Below are 25,129 nucleotides of genomic sequence, written 5' to 3' on the forward strand. Positions count from 1 at the left end.
CGCTCCGTGCCCGCATCCGCCGCATCCCCGACCCGGGCCCGTCGCGTGCTCGCGGCCGCGCGCTCGGCGTGGCCGCTGACCCTCCGCGGCACCGGCGCAGTGGGTCTCGGCGCCGCGGCGCTCGTCTCGGCGCAGAGCTTCGGGGTGCCCGAGCTCGTCTACGTCGGGGTGCTGCTGCTGGTGATCGTGCTCTTCGGCTGGGTCTCGCTCTGGTTCGTCCACCGTTACGGAGACGTCTCGCGATCGTTCTCGCCCGATGTCGCGGCGGTGGGGCACGAGAGCACGGTCACCGTGCACGCGACGGCTCGCAGCGGCCTCTCCGGGGCGGTCGCGCGCTGGAGCGACGAGCTCCCCCCGGGGGTCGAGGGTGACGCCGCGGGCCTCGTGGTGGGCGCAGCTGCTCTGGAACGGATGCGACTGACCTACCGCCTCCGCGCCACTCGACGCGGTGTGCGCGAGATCGGCCCGTTCGTCGTGATCGTGACCGACCCGTTCGGGTTGACCCGCCGCCGCCACCGCATCGGGGGAACCGAGGCGGTCACCGTCACCCCCGCGGTGATCGCGCTTCCCCCGCTCAGCGAGTATCCCGGCGAGGCCGGCGGGAGCCTGCACACCGCGACGCACCAGCTGGGGGAAGGCACCGACAACCTCATCCCCCGCTCGTATGCCCCCGGCGACTCCATGCGCCGCATCAACTGGCGGGCGAGCGCGCATCACGACGAGCTCATGGTGCGCCAGGAGGAGCAGGAGTCGACCCCCGAGGCCACGGTCGTCCTCGATCGCTCGGAGCAGCGGTGGGCGCCCGCGGCGGCGGCTGAGCCCGGCGCCGACCCGGCGTTCGAGGCCGCGGTCACGGCTGCCGTGTCGGCCGTCGCCCGTCTCGCCCGGGAAGGATACGACGTCTCCGTCATCGACACGGACGGCACCCCCCTGGGGGCCCCGGTGCCCGCGGGCGATTCGCTCGCCGTCGAACAGCTCTCGCTCGACCTCGCCACCGTCATCGCCGGGGGCGAGGACCACCTCGCAGCCGTGCCGAAGCTGTTCGCGGGCACGGTCGCCGGCCCCGTCGTCGTCGTGACGTCGCGAGTGGGCACGGTCGATGCTTCGGCGCTCGCCCCGCTCGTCGCGCACAGCGCGCTGCCGATCCTCCTCGCGGCGGACTCGACCGATGCCGCGCTCGAGCGGGCCGGCTCGGCCGGCTGGCGCGTGGCCGTCCTCCTGCCCCACGGCGACCTCGCCGATGCGTGGCGCACCGCGAGCGAGAGGGGGACGACCCGTGCCGCCGTCTGAGGCCGCCCGCACCGCGCGACGCCGCACGGCGGGCATGCCCACGCGCGCCGCCCTCGCCCGCAGCGGCGACGTGCGACTCGCCGCCGCCCTGCTCCTCGCCGTCGTCGCGGCCATCCTCCCGCTGCTGCGAGTGGTGGCGCCCGGCCCGTGGCTGGCCGTGGCCCTCGCCGCAGCGGTCGCGGTGCTCGGTGTCGGCGCCGCGCTGCGCCGGCTCCGCACACCGGCCGTGGTCGTCACCCTCGCCGAGGTGGCGGTGGGCGGCGCCCTGGTGACCGCGACGTACTTCGGCGACACGGCGCTGCTCCTGGTCATCCCCTCGCCGGGCACCATCGCCGAATTGCCGGCGATCGCCGCGGGCGCGGCCGATCAGATCATCACCGGTGTCGCGCCGCTGGCCGCCGAGCGCCCGCTCTCGGTGGTCGCCGTCGCGGCCGTCGCGATGCTCGCCGTGCTGCTGGACCACACCGTCATCACCGCCCGCATGCCGCTGCTCGCCACCGTCGCTCTGGCCGCGGTCTGGCTCATCCCCGCCCTGTCGGTGCCGTCGGCCGTCGACGTCGTCGCCTTCGTCGTCTTCGCGGCCGCCGTCCTGCTGCTCATCCGCGCCGAGACCCGGTCGCGGGAGCGCGCGCTGGTGCGGCAGACCGCGGCCGATCGCGCCGCGCGGCCCGGGAGGTCGCCCCGTGACGCCGACCCGGTCCGCATCCCCCGATCGGGTTCGGTGCTCGCCGCCGGGCTCGCTGTCGTCGCCATCATCGCCACGGTGGTGATCGCTCCCGAGCTGCCCCGGCCCGCTCCGCGGGTGGGCATCGGCACGGGTCCTGCCACCACCATCAACGCGAACCTCGAGCTCGGCGACGACCTGCGCAGACCCACCGAGGTCGAGGTGCTCACCGCCCGCACCAACGCCCCCGCCGCGCCCTACCTGCGGGCGGCGACTCTGTCGCAGTTCGACGGGCGCGTCTGGGAGCCCGACCGCGACGAGACGGTGCCGCTCACACCCGAGGCGCTCGGTCCGGTCGCTGCCGGCCCCGACATCCGGGTCACCGAGTACCAGACCACCGTCTCGATCACGCAGCTGTCATCGACGTGGCTGCCCGTGCCCACGCCCACCGTGCGCGTGGACGAGCTCACCGGCCCGTGGGCGGCGATGCCGGCCAATCGCACCGTCATCGGCGACGGGGTCGACACGCAGGGGCAGGAGTACGTCGCCACGACGCATGTCGTGCGTCCCACGCTCGAGCAGATCCAGGCTGCCGGCACCACCGCGGAGGGACTCCCCGAGAGCGTCTCGGCGCTTCCGGACGACATGCCGGGATCGATCGAGGCGACGGCGCGGGAGGTGACGGCCGGAGAGACCAACGACTACGACCGGCTCGCTGCGCTCCAGCGATGGTTCCGAGGACAGGACTTCAGCTACTCGCTCGATGCGCCCGTCGCCGACGGGTTCGACGGTTCCGGGGTCGAGGCGATCGCCGACTTCCTCGAGGTGCGGCGCGGATACTGCGTGCATTTCGCCTCGGCTTTCGCGGTGATGGCCCGCACCCTCGACATGCCCGCCCGGATCGTCGTGGGATATCTGCCCGGCACTGCCACGGGGCGGTCGGTCGACGGCGAGAGCGTCGCGTCTGTGATGAGCTCGCAGCTGCACGCGTGGCCGGAGGTGTACTTCACCGGCATCGGATGGATCCCCTTCGAGCCGACGAACAGTCTCGGCGCACCGCCGACCTACACCCGCTCGGCCCAGCCGGTGCCCGACGACGGCGGGCAGGACGTCACACCCGCCCCTGCGCCGCAGCCCACGGCATCCCTCGCCCCGGGCGACGCGGCGGACCCCGCTCCGACCCCCTCGGCCTCGGCCGCCGCGACCGGCGGCGGAGCGTCGATCGTCGCGGCGCTGCCGTACGTCGGCGTCGTCGCGGGGTCGGCCGTCCTCCTTCTGGTCCCGGCGCTCGTGGGCGCGGCGCGGCGACGCTGGCAGCGCGGTGCCGCCGAGCGAGGCGACGTCCTCGCAGCATGGCGGATCGTCCGCGAGAGCGCGCGCGACAGCGGCCTTCCCGTCCCCGCCGCCGAGACGCCCCGTGCTCTGGCCGCCCGCCTCGGCGAGCTGCCGGGCGTGCCGGCCGACCGGCTCGGGACACTCGTCGCGGCCGTCGAGCGCGCCAGCTTCGGGCGCGACCCACGGCAGGATGACCGCGCGCTCGGCCGCGCGGCGGCGGCGGATGCGTTCGCTGTCCGGAGGGGTCTGCTCGCATCGGCGTCGAGCGCGCGACGCGTCGGCGCGGTACTGCTGCCTCGGGCACTCATCCGCGCCTGAGCAGCCGTTCCCGCGCCGACCGCGCGTGGTCGACTAGGCCCGAGCGGTGACCTCGAGGTCGTCGACGCTGTCGTCGTCGAACGGGTCTCCGGTGCGCTCGGCGTCGTACAGCTCGCGGTCGAGGATGCCCTCGCGCTTGGCCACGATCGTCGGCACCAGCGCCTGACCGGCGACGTTGACCGCGGTGCGGCCCATGTCGAGGATCGGGTCGATCGCGAGCAGCAGACCGACGCCCTCGAGCGGGAGGCCCAACGTCGACAGGGTGAGGGTCAGCATCACCGTCGCTCCGGTCGTCCCGGCCGTCGCGGCCGAACCGACGACGGAGACGACGACGATCAGGAGGTACTGCACGACGGTGAGCTCGAGACCGAAGAACTGCGCGACGAAGATCGCGGCGATCGCCGGATAGATCGCGGCGCAGCCGTCCATCTTCGTCGTCGCGCCGAACGGCACCGCGAACGAGGCGTACTCGCGGGGCACGCCGAGGTTGCGCTCGGTCACGCGCTGCGTGAGCGGCAGCGTCCCGATCGACGACCGCGACACGAACGCCAGCTGCACCGCCGGCCACACGCCCGAGAAGTACTGCCGGATCGACAGACCGTGGGTCTTCAGCAGCACGGGATACACGACGAACAGCACGAGCGCGAGGCCGATGTACACCGCCACCGCGAACCACAGCAGCGTCGTCAGCTTCTCCCATCCGTACGTCACGACGGCGGAGCCGATGAGGCCCAGCGTTCCGACGGGGGCGATGCGGATGATCCACCACAGCACACGCTGCACGACCTTCAGCGCCGACTCGGTGAACGACACGAACGCCTCGGCGCGCTTGCCGAGCTTGAGGGCGGCGATCCCGATCGCCACCGAGATCACGATGATCTGCAGCACGTTGTACCCGATGCTCGAGCTCGCCGCACCGGTCTCGGGGTCGACGGACGTCGACACCGACAGGCCCAGGAAGTTCTGCGGGATGAGTCCCGTGAGGAACGCCCACCACGACCCGACGCTCGAAGGGTCGTCGGGGGTGAGCTGACCGGCGTCCACCCGCGCGCCGGGCTGGATCGTCACGCCCAGCACGATGCCGATGGTCACGGCGATGAGCGCGGTGATCCCGAACCACAGCAGGGTCTGCCCGGCCAGTCGTGCGGCGTTCGTGACATTGCGCAGCTGCGTGATGGAGGCCACGATCGCCAGGAAGATCAGCGGCACCACGGCCGTGCGCAGCAGCGTCACGTAGCCGCTCCCGATGGTCGACAGGGTCGCGGCCAACCCGTTCGGGTTGCCTTCGGCGTCCGTGCCGAGCTGGCGGGCGAGCAGGCCGAGCAGGACACCGGCGACGAGAGCGACGGTGATCTGGAAGCCGAACGAGCGGTAGAGCGGTTTCTTCCGCTTCGCGTCGGGCGGATTCTTCGACGTGGCAGAACTCATGGTGATGCTCCTGAGGGGGACGGCGTCGCGATGGCGACCCACCGACGCTAGACCCCTTGCGGGGCACCGGGGGCCATGTGACCGACGATGACCGGGTCGCGGCGACCACGACGTCGCATTCCCGACAGCCGTGCGCTGATCCCTGCCGCACCAGCGTCGTCACCGATTCGGTGTCCCGCCGCCCCCGTCAGAATGAGCGCGTGACGCTCGATCTCGCCGCTCTCCTCGCTCCGCCGACCGCCACGGCCGCCCTCGCCCTCGAGACCCTCGAGCGCTGGTCGTCGCCGGCGCTCGTCAATCACGGCATCCGCTCCTGGGCCTGGGCGCGGCTGCGCGCCGAGACGCTCGGACTGCACCACGACCCCGAGCTGCTCTTCGTCGCGGCGATGCTCCACGACCTCGGTGTGACCGACGCCTTCGACGCGCACGAGATCGCGTTCGAATCGGCGGGCGGCGCCGCGGGATGGGCCTTCGCGGCCGGAGCGGGCTGGCCTCCGCAGCGCCGCGAGCGGGTTCGCGAGGTCATCGAGCGCCACATGTGGCGCAGCGTCGAGCCCGCCCTCGACCCCGAGGGGCATCTGCTCGAGGTCGCCACGAGTCTCGACGTCTCGGGCGTGGCTCCCGAACTGTGGGATGCAGCCGCGCTTCGCGCCGTCACGGCCCGGCATCCGCGCCTGGATTTCACCGACGAGTTCGCCGGATGCATCCGTGCTCAGGCGCGGCGCAAGCCGCAGACCGCGGCGGCGCGACTGGACGCGTCCGAGCGGATCGCGGCGGGCGGACGGGTGTGGGCGGGGATCCTCGACGAGGACGCCCGCGGGCACGCTGTGCACTGAGCCCCGTCATGACGAAGAGCGCCACCCCGGAGGGGAGACGCTCTTCGCTGTGGCGGAAGTGACAGGATTTGAACCTGCGAGGCGAGTTACCCCGCCTACATGGATTCCAGCCATGCTCCTTAGGCCGCTCGGACACACTTCCGTCCGCGAGTTTACCAGCCCGATCGCCCCTCCCCCGCCGCATCCCGCCCGGACGCCGCGGCTAGGCTCGACGTGTGACTGATTCCTCTCTCGTCCTGGTCGCCAACGCGGGTGACAGCAGCATCAGCGTCTTCCGACTCGCAGCCGACTCCCTCGAACGTCTCGCCGTGACCGGCGAGCTGAACGGGACGGGCACCTTCGCCGTCGACCCGGGGCGCAACCTCGTCTACGCCGGCGTCAAGGGCGACCCCGCCGCCATCGTCACCCTCGAGCTCGACACCGCATCGGGCCGTCTGACCCCGCGCTCGCGCTTCTCGCTGCCGGGCGGCTCGGTGAGCTACCTCGCTCTCACCCGCGACGGCACGGCGCTGCTGGCGGCGTCGTACGGCGGCGGCTACGGCTTCGTCGCCCCGATCACCGACGGCGAGATCGGCGAGCCCACCGGCCGCGTCGAGTTCTCGAAGCTGCACTCGGTGCTCGCGTCGGCCGACGGCCGGTTCGTCTACTTCGTCTCGCTCGGCGACGACCTCCTCGGCCAGTTCGCCCTCGGCGACGATCTGTCGCTCGCCCCGATCGGCGGCGGCACCGCGGCGGCACCGGCCGGCAGCGGTCCGCGGCACCTCGTGCTCAATCACGACCAGGATGCCGTCTACGTGATGACCGAGTACTCGGGTGACGTGCTCCACTACGCGCGCGACCTCGTCTCGGGAGCGCTCGAGCTGCGTTCGCAGGCCCCCGCCTACGACCCGGAGGCCGGTCTCGTGGTGGGCGAGATCGGCGGCGACCCGGTGTCGAAACACGCGGTATGGGGCGCGGACATCCATTTCGGTGCGGGCGAGCGGTTCCTGTGGACGTCCGAACGCTCCACGAGCACGCTCGGCGCGGCGCCCGTGTCGGAAGACGGAACCGTCCGAGCGGTGACGAGGTTCATCCCGACCGAGCCGCAGCCTCGCGGCTTCGCCGTCTCGCCGAGCGGCGACCGGTTGATCGCCGCCGGCGAGAGGTCGCACACGATCTCGCTCTACGCCGTCGACGGCGCGGAGCTGACCCTGCTGCAGCAGATCGAGACCGGGGCCGGCGCGAACTGGGTGCGCTTCGTCTGACGGGATCGCCGGTGACGGCGGAGTAGCGTGGATGAGGTGGCTCTCTCTTCTCGTACCGCTCCCCGCACGCCCCGACCCAGCATCGAGCTCGAGGTGGTCTCGACCGAACGGTTGTCCGCGCACCTCGTGAGGGTGACCCTGGGCGGGGCCGGTTTCGCTGCGTTCGAGAACCGCCCCGAGACCGACAAATACGTCAAGATCATGTTCACGACGCCGCCGCCCGAGTCGGCCCCCGTCACCCGCACCTACACGGTGCGCCGGGTGGATGCCGTAGCCGGCACCCTCGACATCGATTTCGTGGTGCACGGCGACGAGGGCCTCGCCGGGCCCTGGGCGGCGAGCGCGCGTGTCGGCGCCCCGCTGCAGCTGATGGGTCCGGGAGGTGGCTACTCGCCCGATCACGCGGCTGACTGGCACCTGTTCGCCGGCGACCTGTCCGCCGTCCCGGCGATCGCGGCGGCGCTCGAGGCGCTGCCCGCCGACGCGGTGGGACGCGCCTTCATCGAGGTCGATTCGGACGACGCCATCCTGCCCCTGGAGTCGCCCGCGGGCGTCGAGGTGGAGTGGGTCGTCGACCCGACCCACGATGCCGAGGCCCTCGCCGCCGTGGTGCGCCAGTGCGATTGGCGCACGGGTGATGTGCAGGTGTTCGCGCACGGTGAGCGCGAGTCGATGAAGGCGCTGCGTCGCGTGCTGTTCGACGAGCGCGGTCTCGACCGGGCGCGGGTGTCGCTCTCGGGATACTGGGCGCGCGGCCGCACCGAGGACCGCTTCCAGGCCGAGAAGCGTGAGCCCATCGGTCAGATCCTCTGAGCCGACGCGGGGGCTCGGGATCGGCGCGGCGGGGAATGCGGCGGATGCGTCCGAGGGTTGCTGTCTCCATGACCACTGTGGGAATCATCGGAGCAGGACACATCGGAAGCGCTCTCGCCGAGGGACTGGTCGCACGCGGCTACGACGTCGTGATCGCGAACTCGCGCGGGCCCGAGACACTGGGCGACCTCGTCGCCCGACTCGGGGAGCGCGCACGGGCCGCGACCGCGCGTGAGGCGGCGGAGGCGGCGGACTGGGCCGTCGTCACGGTTCCGCTCAAGGCGCTCGAAGAGATCCCCGCGGAGCCGCTGGCGGGCAAGATCGTGCTCGACACGAACAACTACTACTGGGAGCGGGACGGCAGGATCGCCGAGCTCGAGGACAAGCGCACCACCACCGTCGAGATGGCTCAGCGCCACTTCGCCGACTCGAGAGTCGTGAAGGCGTTCAACCACATCCCCGCCGCCGACATCAACACCGACGGCGCTCCCGCCGGAAGCCCCGACCGACGGGCCCTGGCCACCGCGAGCGACCACCCGGACGCGGTCGCCCACGTCACGGCGCTCTACGACGATTTCGGCTTCGACACCGTCGACATCGGCTCGCTCGCGGAGAGCTGGCGCGTCGAACGCGACCGACCCGCGTACGTGGTGCGGCAGAACGCCGACGAGCTCCGCGCGAACCTGGCTCGCGCCGAGCGCTGAGGTCCCGGCCGCCCGAGGGCGCCCTCCCGGCCCGCTCCCGTCGGCGGGAGGGCGTCACCAGCCCATCGAACCGGGGATGCCCTTGAACGGTCCCACGAGGTTCGACGTCACCCAGCCGCCGTAGAAGCCACCCGGCTGGGGCACGACGATCTCGCCGTCGACGGTGCAGCGGTCCATGCCGCCGGCGTACACCGCGACCCGTCCGACGAGATCCTCGTACCCGGGCGCGGGGTCGGGGTACCCCCACGCCGCGCGCTCGCGCACGAGTCCGCCGCGCACGACGTCGAAATAGACCGCGGCGCCCTTGAACTCGCAGAAGGACGACCCGGACGCCGGAACGAGGGTGCCGGGCTCGAACGACGCCGCCGGCAGGTAGTAGACCGGTGGGTGGCTCGTCTCGAGCACGCGCACGACATCATCGGTGTCGACGACGGTGACGGCGGCCAGATCGATCGTGACGCGCGCCTGGATGTGCTCGAGACGCGGCGGGCGGGGGTAGTCCCAGACGGATTCCTGGCCGGGACCGACGGGGTCGGGAGTGGGGCGACGCATGACCCCACGCTACGCGCGGGGGACGACATCCCGGCTGCGAGAACGCCCACCGCCGCGCGGCCGGACCGAACGGATGCCGCGGGCGATCGCCCGCCACCCGACGAGCAGCACCAGCAACGTGAGCGTCGCCACGATCACGAACGGCAGCGCCGTGCCCTGACCCGACACCGCGCGCAGCAGCATCCCACCCACGACGGTCACGCCCCAGACGATCAGACCCGTCGGCACGATCGCCGTCGGCGAGCGCCACGCGCGCACGACCGTCCAGGCGGCGGCCAGACCGGCGAGGAAGGGCCAGGACGTCTGCCACAGGCCCGCGAGGACGTCGGAGTCGTGGCTCGCGCGGCCGGTCGCCGCGAACGCCACCACGAGGACGGCGTCGAGGACGAGGGCGAGGACCGGGGCGCGACTCATACGTCCATCCTCGTCGAACGGCGGCGGTGTCCGGCGCCCCCGATAGCGTCGTCGGGTGCGATTGCTCCTCCTCTCCCTCCACGCCGGCGCGGTGCGCGCATTCCTCGACGATCCGGACGACGGGGACGCCGCCGCGTCCGGTCCCATCGTCTACGTCGCCGATGCGCAGGCGGCCTTCCCCGACGCTCCGTTCGTCGCCGCGGAGCGCGAGACGGTGCGCTCCTTCGGCCGTGAGGTCGTCGAGGTGACGCTCCGCGACACCTCTCCGCAGGATGCCGCGGCCCTGCTCGCCGATGCGGGCGCGGTCTACGTCGCCGGCGGGAGCACGTTCGCGCTGCTCGAGGCGCTGCGCCTCTCGGGCAACGACGCCGTCCTGGTCGATCGCGTGCGTGAAGGCCTGCCCTACATCGGCCTCAGCGCGGGATCCATCGTCGCGGGACCCGACGTGACGCCGGCGTCGCTCATGGACGACCCCGCCGACGGCCCCGCCCTCGTGAGCCGCGCCGGTCTCGGGCTCGTCGATGTCACGGTGATCCCGCATGCGGACGGAGCCCTCCCGCCCTACCCGACGGAACTGATCGACCGCACGATCGACGCGTACGGCTCCGACTTCGCCCTGCTCCCGCTGCGCGACGACCAGGCGTTCCTCGTCGACGGCGAGACGGCGACGGTGGTCGGATCGACCTGAACATGCTGCACCTCGCATCCGCGCCTTTCTAGACTCGGAGGGGCGTCCCCCGCACCTGCGCCGGACGAGAGAACGGATCCGAGGCCCATGTCTTCTCCCGATGCGACCGCGGCCACCGCCGCATTCCGCGCCGCGCGCGACTTCCTGCTCGACAACGCCCACGCGCCCCAGGCCGCCCATGACGGGTTCGCGTGGCCGGATGTCGGGGAGCATTTCAACTGGGCGGTCGACTGGTTCGACGCGGTCGCCGTGGACAACGACCGCGTCGCGCTGCACGTCGTCGACGAGGACGGCACCGAGGCGCAGGTCACGTACGAGCAGATGCGTCGTCGATCCAACCGCGTCGCGAACTGGCTCGCCGACCTCGGCATCGGGCATGGCGACGCCGTGATGCTCATGCTCGGCAACCGTGTCGAGCTGTGGGAGGCGATGCTGGCCATCATGAAGGTCGGCGCCGTCATCCTGCCGACCTCCGTCGTGCTCGGCACCCAGGACCTCGTCGAGCGCGTCGAACGTGCCGACATCCGGGCGGTGCTGGCGGACCCGGCGGATGCTGCGAAGTTCGACGCCATCGACGGCGACTTCGCGCGGATCGTGGTCGGCGGCCAGCGCCCGGGCTGGTATCCCTTCGATGCCGCCGCGACAGCGTCCGACGCCGCTCCCGGCGTGGCGGTCGCGTCGGACGATCCTGCGATCGTGTACTTCACCTCGGGGACGACGTCGCGGCCCAAAATGGTCGTGCACACGCACGTGAGCTATCCGGTCGGACATCTGTCGACGATGTACTGGATCGGGGTGCGCCCGGGCGATGTGCATCTGACCATCAGCGCACCGGGCTGGGGCAAGCACGCCTGGAGCCTGTTCTTCGCCCCCTGGATCGCCGAGGCGACCATCTTCGTCCACACCTCCCCCCGCTTCGACGCCGCAGCCCTCGTCGAACAGCTCGACCGCAACGCCGTCGACACCTTCTGCGCACCCCCGACGGTCTGGCGCATGCTGATCCAGGCCGATCTCGACACCCGGCCCCGTGCGCTTCGCGAGGTGCTGTCGGCGGGTGAGCCGCTGAACCCCGAGGTCATCGCGACGATCCAGCGACGCTGGGGACTGCAGATCCGAGACGGCTACGGTCAGACCGAACTCACCGCCGTGGTCGGCAACACCCCGGGCGTCGCGGTGAAGCCGGGAGCGATGGGACGTCCCCTTCCCGGCAACGACGTGGTGCTGATCGACCCGGTGACAGGACGCGTCGGCGACGAAGGAGAGATCTGCCTGCCCACCGCCCCCGTGCGCCCGCTGAATCTGATGCCGGGGTACCTCGGCGAGCCGGAGCGGACCGCCGCGGTCGACCACGACGGCTACTACCACACGAGCGATGTCGCCACCCGAGACGCCGAGGGTCGACTCACGTTCGTCGGGCGCACCGACGACGTCTTCAAGGCCAGCGACTTCAAGGTCTCGCCGTTCGAGGTCGAATCGATCCTGCTGACCCACCCGGCGGTCGTCGAGGCGGGCGTGGTCGGCGCCCCCGACGCGGTGCGGCTCAACGTCGTGAAGGCCTACGTCTCGCTCGGCGCGTCGTGGGAGGCGTCGTCCGAGACCGCTCGATCGATCCTCGCGCACGCACGCGAGCACATGCCCCCGTACATGCGGGTGCGACGCGTGGAGTTCTTCGAGCTGCCCAAGACGATCTCGGGCAAGATCCGTCGCGTCGAGCTGCGCGATCGCGAGGTCGCCGCCGCCGATGCCGGCCGTCGACTCGAGGGCGAGTGGCGCGAGGCCGACTTCCCCGACCTGAAGGCCTGAGCGCCGGGATTCGCAGCGGTCTCGTACGCAACCCCTGTCGCCGACACGGCGAGGGGGACGAGACTGGGCGCATCCCCGCCGCAGTCGAAGGAGCTCCCGTGCCGCAGAACGTCGCCGAACAGATCGTCGCCCAGCTGATCGATGCCGGGGTGAGGCGCATCTACGGCATCGTCGGCGATTCCCTCAACCCGATCGTCGACGCCGTGCGGCGCTCCGGCGGATCAGCGGAGGGCGGAATCGATTGGATCCACGTCCGCCACGAGGAGGCTGCGGCCTTCGCCGCCGCCGCCGATGCCGAGCTGACGGGTCAGCTCGCGGTCTGCGCCGGCAGCTGCGGTCCGGGCAACCTGCACCTCATCAACGGGCTCTACGACGCGCAGCGCTCCGGGGTGCCGGTGCTCGCGATCGCGAGCCACATCCCGAGCGTGCAGATCGGGTCGGGCTACTTCCAGGAGACCCATCCCGAGCGGCTGTTCACCGAGTGCAGCGACTACTGCGAGATGATCCTCACGCCCGAGCAGTCGCCACGCGTGGTGAACTCCGCCATCCGCCATGCGACCGCGGGTGGATCGGTATCGGTGCTCGTGCTACCGGGCGACCTCGCCGAGAAGCACGCGAGCGGCCCCTTCCCGCCCTTCGTCCCCGCGCGGCCCGGGCGGCTCGCCCCCGACGCGGAGAGCGTCGACGACCTCGCCGCTGCGATCGATCGGGCGCACAAGGTCGCCCTCTTCGTCGGCGAGGGCGCGCGGGACGCGCGCGACCAGGTCATCGCGTTCGCCGAGCACCTCCGGGCTCCGATGGGTCACTCGCTGCGCGGCAAGCAGTGGATCCAGTACGACAACCCCTACGACGTCGGCATGTCGGGTCTCCTCGGCTACGGCGCGATCGATCACGCGATGCACGAGGCCGACCTGCTGCTGCTCCTGGGCACCGACTTCCCGTACGACCAATTCCTGCCGGACGGTGCGAAGACGACGATCGCCCAGGTCGACGTCGATGCGCAGCGACTGGGACGGCGTGCCGGGGTGACCCACCCCATCCACGGCGACGTCGGCCTGACGCTCGCCGCGCTGCGCGAGAAGACGACGGCCAAGACCGACGGGTCCTTCCTCGAGCACACGCAGAAGCGCTACCGCGCGGCGATGACCGACGCCGTGGCGACCTACACCGACTCCGATGCGCAGCCCATCCACCCGGAGCGGGCCATGACGGTGATCGACCGCGCCGCGGCGCCGGATGCCGTCTTCACCGCCGACACCGGCATGGGAAACGTCTGGCAGGCGCGCTACGTCACACCCTCGCCCGGACGCCGGCTGCTCGCCTCGTGGCGCCACGGATCGATGGCCAATGCGCTCCCCCACGCGTTCGGCGCTCAGCTGGCCTACCCCGACCGCCAGGTCATCGCGATCGCCGGTGACGGCGGCCTGTCGATGCTCCTCGGCGAGCTCATCACCGTGGCGGCGTACCGTCTGCCACTCACCGTGTTCGTGTTCAACAACTCCACCCTCGGCATGGTCAAGGCCGAGATGCTCGTCGCCGGCTTCCCGGACTTCGGGGTGGACGTCCCCATGGTCGACTTCGCCGCCGTCGGCAGTGCGCTGGGCTTCCGCTCGCAGCGGGTGACCGACCCGGGCGAGCTGGATGCCGCCGTGGCCGCGGCCCTCGCCCACGACGGTCCGTCGCTGGTCGACATCGTCACCGACCCCGATGCCCTGTCGATGCCCGCTGCGATCACCGGCGAGCAGGTCGCCGGGTTCGGGATGTCGATGGCGAAGATGGTGCTGGGTGCCAAGGACTCCGGCGGCATCGGGGCCGTGCTCGAGACCGCGCGGTCGAACATCAAGCACCTGCGCAGTCTCTGAGCCGCGCCCGCGGAAGGTCTCAGGCCAGGAACTCCCAGGGGTCGAACGCCTCGATCGGGATGACCCGCACGCGCGGCAGCGGGGCGTCGAATGCGTGCGCGTCGTACTCCAGGTCGAAGAACTCCACGCCGGGAAGGGCCGTGAGCTCGCTGCTGCGGAACTCCGAGAACGCCAGGACGCCGACGCGGCGCTCGGGGCCGGTGAGGGCGGCCACCTCGGACACGAAGTCGCGGTCGTGGCTGACCAGGACGACGTCATCGGATCGCTCGCGCAGCGCCGCCAGCGTGCGCTGGATGGCGATGTCGACGACCTTCTCGTCGGCCTCCCCCGACAGCGGCACCGGCTTGTACCCGAGCGCCAGCAGGGCCTGGACGAACGACATCGGCAGGTGGTTGCTGGCGTTGAGGAAGAAGAGTCCGCGTGCGGGCTGCTTCCACTGGTCGTCCACGAACTGCAGCAGGCGGTCCCAGCGGGGACGTTCGTCGGGCAGCGGCCGACGGCCGAGGATCGACTGACCGAGCGTCGCATCGATGTTCTCGCCGTCGATGAGCAGCCACGTCACGCGTTCGGTCACCGGATCCCCTGTCTGTGGTGGTTCACCTCGAACGCTATCAAGCCCGCTCACTGCTGCGGCGCCAACGGCACCCGCATCAGGCGGTCGTCGCCGGCCGCGGCGTTGCCGCGCCCGTCGGTGTTGTTCGTCAGTAACCACAGCTCGTCGCCGCTGACGACGGCGTCGCGGACGCGCCCGAGCTCGCCCTGCCAGAGCGCCACCGGCTCGCCCACCACCTCACCCGCCTCGACGTCGATCACCCACACGCGCTCACCCCGCAGCGCGGCGACGAAGATCGTGTCGCCGCGGGCCGCGATCCCACTCGGGCTCGCCTCGTCCGGCGTCCAGGCGATGGCCGGCGCGACGTACCGGTCGTCGTCGGATGCCCCCTCCACGTCGGGCCACCCGTAGTTGCCACCCGCCTCGATGCGGTTGAGCTCGTCGAACGTGTCCTGACCGAACTCACTCGCCCAGAGCGTGCCGTCCTCGGTCCAGGCCAACCCCTGGACGTTTCGGTGCCCGAGGGAGTACACCTCCGATCCGAACGGGTTTCCCGGTGCGGGCTCGCCCTCGGGCGTGAGTCGCAGGATCTTGCCCGCCAGCGAGGACGCGTCCTGCGCCGCATCCGGGGATCCCGCATCGCCCGTGGCGACGTACAGCAGCCCGTCGGGACCGACGGCGATCCGGCCGCCGTTGTGCACGCGGTCGCGCGGGATGCCCTCGAGAACGACCTCTTGGTCGCCGAGCCGCCGGTCGCCGGCCTCGCCTTCGAGCCTCATCCGGACGATCCGGTTGTCGTCGGCCGTCGTGAGGTAGGCGTACAGGTCCATCTCGTCGTCGGCCTCGATCACAGCCAGGCCGAGGAGCCCGCCTTCGCCGACCGCGGCGGTGAGATCGACGTCGCCGACGGGGCGGAACGCCCCCTCCTCGTCGACCTCGAGCACCGTCCCGGTGTCGCGCTGACTCACCAGCTGAGTGCCGTCACCGAGCACGACGACCGACCACGGCACCTCGAACTGCGTCGCCGCATCGATCGGATCGCCGGTCGGGCGCCACGTCGTGGCGACGGCCGGCGGCGCGGTCTCGGCCGGAGGCGTCGCCGTCGCAGCGGAGCTGGGGGTCGGGTCCGGCCCGGCCGTGCCCGTGCACCCGGCGACCAGCAGCAGGGACGACATCAGCAGCGACGCCGCCGCGAGCGACGGCCTCGTCGCCGGACGAGATCGGACGCCGTCACGACGGGAAGGCTTCATCGCTTCAGGCTACGGCGCCGCGAGGATCGCCGCAGCGTCTTGCGCCCAGCCCAGCACCGCGCCCGGACTCGTGAGGTCCTGGGGATCGTCGCTGCGAGCGAGCACGGTCACCACCACGGGCGCCGCGCCCTCTCGCTCGAGATACCACGATCCGGCGAGCACACCGACCGAGCTCCCGCCCTTGAACCCGACGTAGGACCACTCATCGCCGAACTCGAGACCGGGATTGGCCGCGAGGATGTCGCGCACCGGCGCGCCGGCCTCGGTGCCCGCGTACTCCTGCAGCGCCTCCTGCGCAGCGACGAGGTCGTCGGAGGTGGCGAACCAGTCGGCGCCGTCGCGCCACCCCGGCTGGGTCGTCGCGGCCGATGTCAGGTCGGGGACCCCCGCCGGAATGCGTTCGAGCAGGGCACGACGGGCGTCGACGTCCCCGGCGGCGCCGCCCCAGAGCGCCCGCAGATCGTCGTCTCCGAACAGCAGCCAGAACAGCTCGCGCGTCGTCGGGAACGGCGTGTTCCGTTCGGGCTCTGCGTGCCCCATCGCGGCCATCGCCGCCTCGACGGACTCACGGCCGACGGCGCGGATGAGCGCGTCGGTGCCCGTGTTGTCGCTGATCGCGATCATCTTCTCGGCAGCCTCGCGGACGGTGACCGTCGCGCCGTCGGGCAGGTCCTGCAACTCCCCGCTCGGCAGGCTCCGCACCTGTGCGTCGATGGTGAGCTCGTCCTCCCACGTCATCGTCCCGTCCGCGACAGCGGCGACGACGGCGCCGAGGACCCACAGCTTGAAGATGGAGCCGATCGGTGCGGCACCGGGATCGCCGATCGACTGCAGAACGTCGCCACCGGCCTCGGTCACCTGCACGCTCACCTCGAAGGAGGCCGCCTCGACCTGCTCGCGCAGCTCGTCCCACGACGCTGCGGGCGTGCGCTCGGGCTCGGGCGGTGCGAACAGCAGCATCCCGATCTGATCGTCCGGCGTGACCGAGATCGACATGTCGTAGGTCACCTGTTCCGACTCGATCGTCACGCGGGCCTGCGTGTCGGCGCCTTCGTAGGCGATGGGCGTCCAGGGCGCAGCGGCCTGCATCTGCGTGAAGACGTCCTGCAGGCCCGCGGCCGTCAGCTCCGCGACCGAGGCGGGCGCGAAACGGGTCTCGATCTCCTCGATCGCCGTGGGCTCGTCGGCGTTGATCTCGTCGAGCACCCACTGCGCGTGCGCTCCGACGGCGGTGTCGGGGATCTCGGCCGCGGATGCGGAGCCGCTCGCCGCGCTGCCGGTGCCGGGATCGGCCGGCGAGCAGGCGGCGAGTGCCACGGTGGTGATCGCGGCGAGAGCGAGGGCGGCGGAGCGGCGCGCTCGCGAGGTCTCCGAGGGGCGGGCGGGGGGCGTGTCGGATGAGGCGGTCACTCCTCCACCCTGCCTGCCCATCGTGCGCCCCGCCTCCCCCCGAGGGAGGAGATCACGCGGCAGATGCGGGTCACGGCGGAGGGAGGGGCAGCACCCGGTCGGCGTCCCAGGGCACGGTCCAGCCGAGCTCGGTGAAGAGCCCGTCGAGCAGCATGGCCGTGAAGCCCCACACGAGGTACTCCCCCGCGGCGTGCCGCACGACGAAGCCGGGCCCGCGCCACTCCTGGTCATCGCGACGGAGGACCGTGGTACCGCGGTTCCGGGGCGCCAGCAGGTCGGCGACCGGGACGCGGAAGACGGCAGCCGACTCGGCGAGGTCGACGGCACGGATCGGCGAGGGATGCCGCCACCACGCGATGACCGGCGTCACGAGGTGCCGCGAGTACTCCAACGGCAGGGGCGGCAGGGTGCCCAGCACCTCGACCCCCGAGGTGTCGAGGCCCGTCTCCTCGCGCGCCTCGCGCAGAGCTGCGGCCGTCTCGTCGGCGTCGCCGGGGTCGACCCGGCCGCCGGGGAGCGCGACCTGCCCCGGGTGCGACCGCAGGGTCGCCGCTCGCGCGAGCAGCAGCACGTCGAGGTCCCGCGGGACGGGCGCGGCGGTGTGATCGCTCGGATCGTCGTCGAGGACGCCGAAGAGCACCAGCACCGCCGCTGCGCGGACACCGGGGGCCGGGCTCGAGACGGTATCCGCGAGCGGTCCCGGCAGGGACCCGGGCTGTCCGGCCCTGGCGACGACGGCCGCGAGCTGATCGCGGGCACCGGGGCCCGGACTGTCGAGGGGCATGGACCCAGGCTAGCCAGTCAGTCCCGGCGGCCGAGGACGCCGCCGAGCAGCACATGCAGCAGCGGGAGCGCCGAGAGCCCCATCAGCACCGTGCCGAACGTCTCGTCGTCCGGACGCAACAGCACGCCCGCGACCAGCAACCCGGCGAAGACGATGCCCGACACCGCTCGCCGGCCGAGGCGTTCGAGGCGCGACATCCGACGCTCCAACCGGCGGCTGTCGAAATCGAGGTTGCCGTCTTCGAGATGGGTGATGAGACCGTCGAGTCGCTGCGGCAGCCGCATCGTGACGTCGGCGAACCCCATGGCCCGGCGCGTCACCTCGCGCATCAGGTCGCCGCGCTCCTCCCGCAGCAGCCGCGCCGCGTACGGTTCGACGGCGTCCCACAGGTTGAACGCCGGGTCGATCGAGGTGCAGACGCCGGAGGTGAGGGAGGCGGCCCGCACCACGAGCAGGAAGTTCTCGGGCAGCTGGAACGGGAGCGCGCGCGCCAGCTCGCCGAACTCGCCGGCGAAGTCCCGGAACTCACGCGGGTCGACCTGCTTGAGCTCGGCGAAGCCCATGCCCCCGAAGCGGGCGAACAGCTGGGTCATCGCCCGTTCGAGCTCGCGCACGTCGGCCGAGGGCAGCAGCGCGCCGACGCGGGAGATACCGTCCACGAGGCCGCGGCCATCGCGGGCGGCAGCGGCCACCAGCACGGTGCGCAGGGCATCCCGCGTGGACGGTGAGATGTCGCCCATCATCCCGAAGTCGATGAAGGTGAGCAGCCACGCGGGCTGGTCAACGCTGCGCTCGGCCTCCGGGACGGGGGTCACGAACACGTTCCCCGGGTGAGGGTCGGCGTGGAAGAAGCCGAACCCGAAGAACTGGTCGAACATCACCGAGGCGAACACCGAGGCGACCTCGCTGGGGTCGATGCCGGCCGCGCGCAGCGCGTCGACATCGGTCACCTTGATCGCCGTCACGTCGGCGAGGGTCAGCACGCGCGACGTCGAGCGTTCCCAGGCGATCTCGGGCACCGCCACCCGTGCGTTGTCGGCGAACTTCTCGCGGAAGCGCTCGGCGTTCGCCGCCTCGTGGCGGTAGTCGACCTCCTCGAGGCTCGTGACGGCGAACTCCTCGACGAGCGCAGGCATATCGGCCCGCTCCGAGACGATGCGGATGCGGCGCAGCCATCTGGCGATGCGTCGGAGGGCGGCCAGATCGACGTCGACGATCGTCTCGATCCCCGGCCGCTGCACCTTCACGATGACGTCGGCGAAGCCCGCGTCGGCGGCCTGGTCGGGGGCGAGGCGGGCCCGATGAGCCTGCCCGAGGGAGGCGGCCGCCACCGGTTCGGGGTCGAAGGCCGCATAGGCCAGCTCGAGCGGCATCCCGAGCTCGGCCTCTGCCGAGGCGCGGATCTGCGCGAACGGCACCGGAGGCACCTCGTCCTGCAGGCCCGCCAGCTCGGCGGTGATCTCCGGCGGGAGCACGTCGAGGCGCGACGACATGAACTGGCCGACCTTGATCATCAGGCCGCCCAGCTCGACGGCCAGGGCGTGGAAGCGGCGGGCGAGGCGCTGCATGCGTCGCGAGCGACCCCGTTCGGCGAGCCGGTCGAGACCGAACCGCGGCAGCACCATCTCGAACCACCACGTCTGCACGAGCGCGCGGGCTGCGAAGCGCAGGATCCGACGGTAGCGGGCGCGCGCACGCGCATCACCCGGCGCCTGTCCAGCGCCGGGTGATGCGTGCGGATACGGGTCGGCCGAGGCCACCCGCGTCAGGCCTGCGCGAGCAGGGCGTACAGCTTGCGCCGTGCGTCGTCGAGGATCTCGACGGCCTGCTGGACCTGCTCGGGCGAACCGCTGCGGCCGACCTGGGCGGCGGCCTGCGCCAGCTCGACGCCGGCCTTGGGCAGGGCCGTCATCCGACCGTGGTCGCGCGTCGTGCTCTCCCACGGGGCGGGCTTCTCGCCGGACTCGGCGGCGGCGGCCCGACCGGCCTCTGTCAGGGAGTAGGTCTTGCGCCCGTTCGACTCCTCGGCGCTGATGAGACCCTCGTCCGACAGCAGCTGGAGCGTCGGGTACACCGAGCCCGCACTGGGCTTCCACGAGCCACCGCTGCGCTCGTCGATCTCGTGGATGATCTGGTAGCCGTGCATCGGCTGCTCGGCCAGCAGGGCGAGCACGGCGGCGCGGACGTCGCCGCGACCGACACGGGTGTTGACCTTCTGCTCGAAGTTCGAGCGCAGCTGGTCGAAGGCCTCGAAGACGTTGTTTCCGAGGTCGGTGACGTTGAAGCCGCCACGGCCGCCGAAGATGTTGTCTCGGCCGCCGAAACCGCCGGTGGGGAATGTTCCGCTCATGCTGACCTCCCGGGTCGTCGATGCGTTAGCGATACTCGAACGATATATCGGTATCGGCGCGCTCGGCCGGTTTCGCAGGCAATACCCAGCGACCCGAGAGGGTCACCGACGCTCGGCGACGATGTCGTCGGCGCGCTGAGCGATCCACTCCATCAACGGCATCATCCGTTCCATGAGGTCGTCGCCGAGAGGGGTCAAGCGGTACTCCACCCGAGGCGGCACCTCGGGGTAGGCGGTGCGTCGCACGATGCCGTCGGCCTCGAGCGTGCGCAGCGTCGAGGCCAGCATCTTCTCGCTGATCCCTACCACCGAGCGGCGCAGCTCGCCCCAGCGCGCGGTTCCGTCGGTCAGGGCGAGCAGCACGAGCACGCCCCACTTGCTCATGACGTGGTCCAGGACGACGCGCGTCGGGCAGTTCTCGGTGAAGACCTGATCGGACCGCGCCTGCATTTGAGCGAAACTGACGGACATGTGGGTAGCTTACCTGAAAGTGGGTACCCTCCGATCGGAATGTCAGATGCCGTTACGACGGTTGACCCGGTCATCACCCGATCGAAAGGATCACCGATGACCATCCTCATCACCGGCACGAGCGGACACCTCGGCCACCTCGTCGTCGACGCTCTGTTGGCCCGCGGCGCGGCCGCCGACACGATCGTCGCCGGCGCGCGCGACGTGGCGAAGATCGCCGACCTCGCCGAGCGCGGCGTGCGCACCGCGCGGGTCGACTACGACGACCCCGACTCGCTCCGCGCGGCGCTAGCGGACGTCGACTCCGTGCTGCTCGTGTCGGGCTCCGAGCCGGGCAGGCGGCTCGCCGGCCACCAGAACGTCATCGCTGCGGCCGCCACCGCAGGCGTGACCAAGCTCGTGTACACGAGCGCGCCGAAGGCCACCACCTTCGACTGGGCGCTGGGCGCCGAGCACAAGGCCACCGAGGAGGCCATCGCCGCCAGCGGCATCCCCGCGGTGATCGTGCGCAACAACTGGTACGTCGAGAACTACATCCCCGACGTTCAGCGCGCCGCCGATTCCGGCGTCATCGCGGCGTCGGTGGGCGATGCACGCCTGGCTCCCGCGACGCGCGCCGATCTCGCCGAGGGCGCGGCGGTCGTGCTGCTCGAAGACGGCCACATCGGCGCGGTATACGAGTTCGCCGGCGACACCCGGATCGGCTACGACGACATCGCAGCCGCCGCAGCGCAGGTGCTCGGGCGCGACGTCGACTACGTGCGGCTCACCACCGAAGAGCACATCGCCGCCCTCGAGGGCGCGGGACTGGACGCGGGCACCGCCGCGTTCGTCGCGGGACTCGACACCGGCATCCGCGACGGCGTCCTGGACGTCTCCGACGACACCCTGTCGCGCCTCATCGGTCGCCCCACCACGCCTTTCGTGGACGGACTGCGCGCGGCGCTCGCCTGACCACGCCTCGACTCTCACCGGCCGGCCGCCCGCATTCGGGGGCCGGCCGGTGACGGTCAGTTCAGCGGGCGCGTCGAGGGCGGGATGACCCCGTTGGCGTAGAGCTGCTGGGCGACGTCCTGCAGCGCGGTGAGAGCCACACGCTGCGTCATGGGGCCGTACGAGATGCGAGCGACTCCGAGATCCTCGTACTCGCTCGCCGAGAGCGCCCCGGGCAGACCGATGACGCTGAGCTTGCGCTCGCCGAGCCCGTCGACGAGTCGCCGGGTGATGTCGGCGTCGAGGATGCCGGGCACGAAGACGAGATCCGCCCCGGCGCCGAGGTAGGCGCGACCGCGTTCGATCGCGTCGGCGATGGACTCCTCGGTCGAGCGGTCACCCGCCCGGACGAACGCATCGGTGCGGGCGTTCAGCGCGAAGGGCACGCCCTCGGCCTCGCCGGCGCGGACGATGGCCTCCACGGCGCGGACGGAGTCGGCCAGTGGCTGCAGCCGGTCCTCGACGTTGGCTCCGACGATGCCGACTCCGATCGCGCGACGGGCCGTCTCGCCCGCGTCGCCGAACCCGGCGTCGAGGTCCGCCGTGACCGGAACGTCGCCCGCGACCGACACGATGCGTCCCACCATGTCGAGGACGAGCTCCAGCGGGATGTTTGTGCCGTCCTCGTAGCCGAACGTCGCGGCGATGGAGTGGCCGGCCGTCGCGATGGCGCGCGTCTCGGGCAGCGCCAGGACGGCCTCGGCCGAGACGACGTCCCACACGTTCACCACCCGCAGGATCTCGGGGGCGGCGTGGAGGTCGGACAGGGTCTGGGCGCGCTCAGCGGGAGTGGTCATGACGCTCACGGTAACGGCGGATCGGCGGGTCGACTTACCCGTTGCGAGGATCACGCCGCCGTGGCAGGCGACCCGGAGCGTTTCAGCCCTGGCGACCCTTGAACCGGGGGTTGAGCTTGTTGATGACGTAGACGCGGCCGCGCCGGCGGACAACCTGCGCCCCGGGCTGGTTCTTGAGCGACTTGATGGACGCGCGTACCTTCATGACGACCTCCTATTGAGAATACTTATCAGTAACACGGTACGGTGGATACCTGATCACCACAAACCGAGCGGGAAGAACACCGTGACCACACACCTCGCCATCACCGGAGTCTGCGGCGCCGAGCGCCGACGCTACGCACGACGGAGCGAGATCATCGGGCGGCACCGACCGCTGCGGATCGTCGACCTCGCCTCGGACGCCGATCCGCTGCTCGTCCACGGGACGCTGCACGGGATGGAGTCCCTGTGCGTGGTCGACGCGCGGCATGCGCTCGACGATCTGCGCGACGTGGCGCCGCTGCGCCGCTCGGTCCCCGCCGGCGACGCACGCGCCGATGTCGGCGCGCGCGCCCGGCTCGCGGCTCAGCTCATCGAGGCGGCGAGCGCCGTCGTGCTGGTCAACTGGGAGCGCCTCCCCACGCCCGACCTGTCGGTTCTCATGGCGGTCGCGTCGCATCTGGCTCCGACGGCGCGGGTGCGCCTGAGCCGCGGCGTCGCCGACGACCTCGCGGCCCTCGGTTTCGGCTCGACGCTCCCGGCCTCTCCGCCCGGTGAGCGGGCGGGATGGACCCACGTGCTCAATGGCACCCATGCACCGTTCCTGACCGACCGCCGCGTCAGCTCGATGCGATACGAGCAGTTGCGTCCGCTGCATCCGGAACGGCTGGTGCGGGCCCTGGAGATCCTCGACTCGGGCGCGTGCGGGATCCTGCTGCGCTCCGTCGGCGTCTGCCGCGTCGCGACGCGCGCCACGCTGCCCGCCCGGTGGGAGCAGGCGGGATCGGCGATGTGGATCGATCCGCTCGAGGCCGGTCACGGTCTCGACGACGTCGGGCAGGATCTCGCGCTCACGGGTGTCGACCTCGACAGAGGGCTCATCCGCCGGACACTCGATGACGCCGTGCTCGACGACTCCGAGCTGGCGGCGGGCCCCGACGCCTGGCGGGACCTCCCCGACCCGCTGCCCGCGTGGAACCTGGCCGTCGGGGTCGACGACGGCCGGGCCGACGCAGGCTGACCGCCCCGGCCGAGCGTTCACGAGATGTTCACCGCCCGGTGATGAGGTGGCACCGTGTCGAGCCTCGCCGCCGTGTTCGCGGTCTTCCTGCGTCTGGGGGTCACCTCGTTCGGCGGTCCGATCGCCCATCTCGCCTACTTCCGCGACGAGTTCGTCGCCCGCCGCCGATGGGAGAGCGACAGCGCCTACGGCGAGCTCGTCGCGCTGTGCCAGTTCCTCCCGGGTCCCGCCTCGAGCCAGGTGGGCTTCGCGGTCGGGCTCCGCCGCGCCGGCCTGGCGGGCGGACTCGCCGCGTTCGCCGCATTCACCCTCCCCTCGGCCGCGCTGATGGTCGCGGCCGCCGCGAGCGTGGATACCGTCTCGGGCCCCGTGTCCGCGGGCGTGATCGACGGCCTGAAGATCGTCGCCGTCGCCGTGGTGGCGCACGCCGTGTGGGGCATGGCGCGATCGCTGGCCCCGGACCGTCCCCGCGGCACGATCGCCCTGGCTGCGGCGGTGGGGGTGCTCCTCGTGGGCGGTCCGTGGGCCCCGGTGGTCGCGATCGCGATCGCCGGAATCGCCGGCGCGCTCTGGCTGCGTGAGCCCGACCCCGCGGCTTCCGTCCCGGCAGCGGCCCGCGTCACCGTCGACACGGCTCCCCCGCCCTCGGCAGGTCGACGCGTCGGCATCACCGCGCTCGTCGTCCTCGTCGTCGTCGCGGCTGCGGCACCCGTGCTCGCGCGGGTGACGGGGAACGGGGCGGTCGCGCTGTTCGACGCTTTCTTCCGAGCGGGCGCCCTCGTCTTCGGAGGCGGCCACGTCGTGCTGCCGCTGCTCGAAAGCGCCGTCGTCGAACCGGGATGGGTCGACGCCGAGACCTTCCTCGCCGGCTACGGTGCCGCGCAGGCGCTCCCCGGCCCCCTGTTCGCCTTCGCCGGCTACCTCGGCGCACTCGCCGATGTGGGCCCGGGCGGGGTCGCGGGGGCGGTCATCGCGCTCCTGGCGATCTTCCTGCCCGGGTTCCTGCTGCTCCTCGCCGTCCTTCCCGTCTGGGCCGCGGTGCGGCGGCGACCGCGCGCGACGGCAGCCGTGGGCGGCGCGAGCGCCGCGGTCGTCGGCATCCTGGGGGCGGCCCTGTACGACCCGGTCTTCACGACGGCGATCGTGCGCCTCGACCAGTTCGCGCTCGCGCTGGTCTGCTTCGGGCTGCTCGCGCTCTGGCGGTGTCCCGCCTGGGTCATCGTCCTGCTCGGTGCCGCTGCGGGTGCGGCGTCCGGGGCGCTGGTGTCATGACGCCACCGCCCGGCTCGATCCCGCCGGTCGGCTCCCGGGCGTCGGTCGCATCCGAGACCGCGTCCGCGCTCGCATC

24 protein-coding genes and 1 tRNA gene are annotated in these 25,129 nt (G+C 72.0%); 12 read left to right on the forward strand and 13 right to left on the reverse strand.

Annotated elements, in window-relative coordinates:
* Nucleotides 1-6: 6 nt before the first annotated feature.
* Both HW566_RS04435 and HW566_RS04440 read left to right on the forward strand, forming a co-directional pair.
* On the forward strand, nucleotides 7-1,290 hold the full coding sequence (locus HW566_RS04435; protein WP_256728863.1) for a DUF58 domain-containing protein: 1,284 nt from the start codon (nucleotides 7-9) through the stop codon (nucleotides 1,288-1,290).
* Nucleotides 1,277-3,607, forward strand: coding sequence for a transglutaminase TgpA family protein (locus HW566_RS04440; protein ID WP_178010759.1), 2,331 nt, complete (start codon nucleotides 1,277-1,279; stop codon nucleotides 3,605-3,607). The genes HW566_RS04435 and HW566_RS04440 overlap by 14 nt, the downstream gene beginning before the upstream one ends.
* A 33-nt stretch (nucleotides 3,608-3,640) precedes the next feature.
* On the opposite strand, the gene HW566_RS04445 is transcribed toward HW566_RS04440, so the two are convergent.
* The gene (locus HW566_RS04445) at nucleotides 3,641-5,035 is read right to left on the reverse strand and encodes a dicarboxylate/amino acid:cation symporter (protein WP_178010761.1); all 1,395 of its coding nucleotides are present in this window, start codon (nucleotides 5,033-5,035) and stop codon (nucleotides 3,641-3,643) included.
* Nucleotides 5,036-5,235: 200 nt separating this feature from the next.
* Here HW566_RS04445 and HW566_RS04450 point away from each other — a divergent pair, with 200 nt between their 5' ends.
* Nucleotides 5,236-5,871, forward strand: coding sequence for a cyanamide hydratase (locus HW566_RS04450; protein WP_178010763.1), 636 nt, complete (start codon nucleotides 5,236-5,238; stop codon nucleotides 5,869-5,871).
* Nucleotides 5,872-5,921: 50 nt separating this feature from the next.
* Here HW566_RS04450 and HW566_RS04455 read toward each other — a convergent pair.
* Nucleotides 5,922-6,013 (reverse strand) — tRNA-Ser (locus HW566_RS04455).
* Nucleotides 6,014-6,086: 73 nt separating this feature from the next.
* Between HW566_RS04455 and HW566_RS04460 the strand changes: the two genes are divergently transcribed.
* From HW566_RS04460 to HW566_RS04470, 3 genes are all read left to right on the forward strand, one after another.
* Nucleotides 6,087-7,115 (forward strand): lactonase family protein, encoded by a 1,029-nt coding sequence (locus HW566_RS04460; RefSeq protein ID WP_178010765.1) that lies wholly within the window; start codon nucleotides 6,087-6,089, stop codon nucleotides 7,113-7,115.
* A gap of 36 nt (nucleotides 7,116-7,151) precedes the next feature.
* Nucleotides 7,152-7,928 (forward strand): siderophore-interacting protein, encoded by a 777-nt coding sequence (locus HW566_RS04465; RefSeq protein WP_178010766.1) that lies wholly within the window; start codon nucleotides 7,152-7,154, stop codon nucleotides 7,926-7,928.
* A gap of 68 nt (nucleotides 7,929-7,996) precedes the next feature.
* Nucleotides 7,997-8,632, forward strand: coding sequence for an NADPH-dependent F420 reductase (locus HW566_RS04470; RefSeq protein ID WP_178010768.1), 636 nt, complete (start codon nucleotides 7,997-7,999; stop codon nucleotides 8,630-8,632).
* Nucleotides 8,633-8,686: 54 nt separating this feature from the next.
* Here HW566_RS04470 and HW566_RS04475 read toward each other — a convergent pair whose 3' ends face one another.
* The gene (locus HW566_RS04475) at nucleotides 8,687-9,184 is read right to left on the reverse strand and encodes a DUF427 domain-containing protein (RefSeq protein WP_178010770.1); all 498 of its coding nucleotides are present in this window, start codon (nucleotides 9,182-9,184) and stop codon (nucleotides 8,687-8,689) included.
* A gap of 9 nt (nucleotides 9,185-9,193) precedes the next feature.
* Entirely contained in the window at nucleotides 9,194-9,598 is a 405-nt protein-coding gene (locus HW566_RS04480) for a DUF3054 domain-containing protein (protein WP_178010772.1), read from the reverse strand.
* A 55-nt stretch (nucleotides 9,599-9,653) separates the two neighbouring features.
* On the opposite strand from HW566_RS04480, the gene HW566_RS04485 reads away from it, so the two are divergent.
* From HW566_RS04485 to HW566_RS04495, 3 genes are all read left to right on the forward strand, one after another.
* The gene (locus HW566_RS04485) at nucleotides 9,654-10,286 is read left to right on the forward strand and encodes a Type 1 glutamine amidotransferase-like domain-containing protein (RefSeq protein ID WP_178010774.1); all 633 of its coding nucleotides are present in this window, start codon (nucleotides 9,654-9,656) and stop codon (nucleotides 10,284-10,286) included.
* Between the two features lie 87 nt (nucleotides 10,287-10,373).
* The gene (locus tag HW566_RS04490; RefSeq protein ID WP_178010776.1) at nucleotides 10,374-12,089 is read left to right on the forward strand and encodes an AMP-binding protein; all 1,716 of its coding nucleotides are present in this window, start codon (nucleotides 10,374-10,376) and stop codon (nucleotides 12,087-12,089) included.
* A 98-nt stretch (nucleotides 12,090-12,187) separates the two neighbouring features.
* Nucleotides 12,188-13,951: a thiamine pyrophosphate-dependent enzyme gene (locus HW566_RS04495; protein ID WP_178010777.1), complete on the forward strand. Its 1,764-nt coding sequence runs from the start codon at nucleotides 12,188-12,190 to the stop codon at nucleotides 13,949-13,951.
* Nucleotides 13,952-13,970: 19 nt separating this feature from the next.
* Here HW566_RS04495 and HW566_RS04500 read toward each other — a convergent pair whose 3' ends face one another.
* The 7 genes from HW566_RS04500 to HW566_RS04530 all read right to left on the reverse strand — a co-directional run bounded on the left by HW566_RS04500 (nucleotide 13,971) and on the right by HW566_RS04530 (nucleotide 20,769).
* Nucleotides 13,971-14,525 (reverse strand): NYN domain-containing protein, encoded by a 555-nt coding sequence (locus HW566_RS04500; protein ID WP_178010779.1) that lies wholly within the window; start codon nucleotides 14,523-14,525, stop codon nucleotides 13,971-13,973.
* A gap of 47 nt (nucleotides 14,526-14,572) precedes the next feature.
* Complete coding sequence (locus HW566_RS04505; protein WP_178010781.1) at nucleotides 14,573-15,754, reverse strand: PQQ-dependent sugar dehydrogenase; 1,182 nt, start codon at nucleotides 15,752-15,754, stop codon at nucleotides 14,573-14,575.
* A 9-nt stretch (nucleotides 15,755-15,763) separates the two neighbouring features.
* Entirely contained in the window at nucleotides 15,764-17,164 is a 1,401-nt protein-coding gene (locus HW566_RS04510) for a serine hydrolase (RefSeq protein WP_178010783.1), read from the reverse strand.
* Nucleotides 17,165-17,234: 70 nt separating this feature from the next.
* Nucleotides 17,235-17,948 carry an NUDIX hydrolase gene (locus HW566_RS04515; protein ID WP_178010785.1) on the reverse strand — a complete coding sequence of 238 codons (714 nt, stop codon included), beginning with the start codon at nucleotides 17,946-17,948 and terminating at the stop codon, nucleotides 17,235-17,237.
* 17 nt (nucleotides 17,949-17,965) lie between these two features.
* Entirely contained in the window at nucleotides 17,966-19,708 is a 1,743-nt protein-coding gene (locus tag HW566_RS04520) for an ABC1 kinase family protein (protein ID WP_372955788.1), read from the reverse strand.
* A 5-nt stretch (nucleotides 19,709-19,713) separates the two neighbouring features.
* Nucleotides 19,714-20,298, reverse strand: coding sequence for a PadR family transcriptional regulator (locus HW566_RS04525; RefSeq protein ID WP_178010787.1), 585 nt, complete (start codon nucleotides 20,296-20,298; stop codon nucleotides 19,714-19,716).
* A gap of 102 nt (nucleotides 20,299-20,400) precedes the next feature.
* Nucleotides 20,401-20,769 (reverse strand): winged helix-turn-helix transcriptional regulator, encoded by a 369-nt coding sequence (locus HW566_RS04530; RefSeq protein WP_178010789.1) that lies wholly within the window; start codon nucleotides 20,767-20,769, stop codon nucleotides 20,401-20,403.
* Between the two features lie 96 nt (nucleotides 20,770-20,865).
* Between HW566_RS04530 and HW566_RS04535 the strand changes: the two genes are divergently transcribed.
* Nucleotides 20,866-21,723 (forward strand): SDR family oxidoreductase, encoded by an 858-nt coding sequence (locus HW566_RS04535; protein WP_178010791.1) that lies wholly within the window; start codon nucleotides 20,866-20,868, stop codon nucleotides 21,721-21,723.
* Between the two features lie 56 nt (nucleotides 21,724-21,779).
* On the opposite strand, the gene HW566_RS04540 is transcribed toward HW566_RS04535, so the two are convergent.
* Both HW566_RS04540 and ykgO read right to left on the reverse strand, forming a co-directional pair.
* Nucleotides 21,780-22,559 (reverse strand): isocitrate lyase/PEP mutase family protein, encoded by a 780-nt coding sequence (locus tag HW566_RS04540; RefSeq protein ID WP_178010792.1) that lies wholly within the window; start codon nucleotides 22,557-22,559, stop codon nucleotides 21,780-21,782.
* 82 nt (nucleotides 22,560-22,641) lie between these two features.
* On the reverse strand, nucleotides 22,642-22,764 hold the full coding sequence (ykgO, locus tag HW566_RS04545) for a type B 50S ribosomal protein L36 (RefSeq protein WP_023951906.1): 123 nt from the start codon (nucleotides 22,762-22,764) through the stop codon (nucleotides 22,642-22,644).
* An 81-nt stretch (nucleotides 22,765-22,845) separates the two neighbouring features.
* Here ykgO and HW566_RS04550 point away from each other — a divergent pair, with 81 nt between their 5' ends.
* Together HW566_RS04550 and chrA are read left to right on the forward strand one after the other, a co-directional pair.
* Nucleotides 22,846-23,781, forward strand: coding sequence for a GTP-binding protein (locus tag HW566_RS04550; RefSeq protein ID WP_178010794.1), 936 nt, complete (start codon nucleotides 22,846-22,848; stop codon nucleotides 23,779-23,781).
* A 54-nt stretch (nucleotides 23,782-23,835) separates the two neighbouring features.
* Complete coding sequence (gene chrA / locus HW566_RS04555; RefSeq protein ID WP_178010796.1) at nucleotides 23,836-25,053, forward strand: chromate efflux transporter; 1,218 nt, start codon at nucleotides 23,836-23,838, stop codon at nucleotides 25,051-25,053.
* Nucleotides 25,054-25,129: the final 76 nt, after the last annotated feature.

It is taken from the genome of Microbacterium oleivorans (assembly GCF_013389665.1).
Lineage (GTDB): Bacteria > Actinomycetota > Actinomycetes > Actinomycetales > Microbacteriaceae > Microbacterium > Microbacterium oleivorans_C.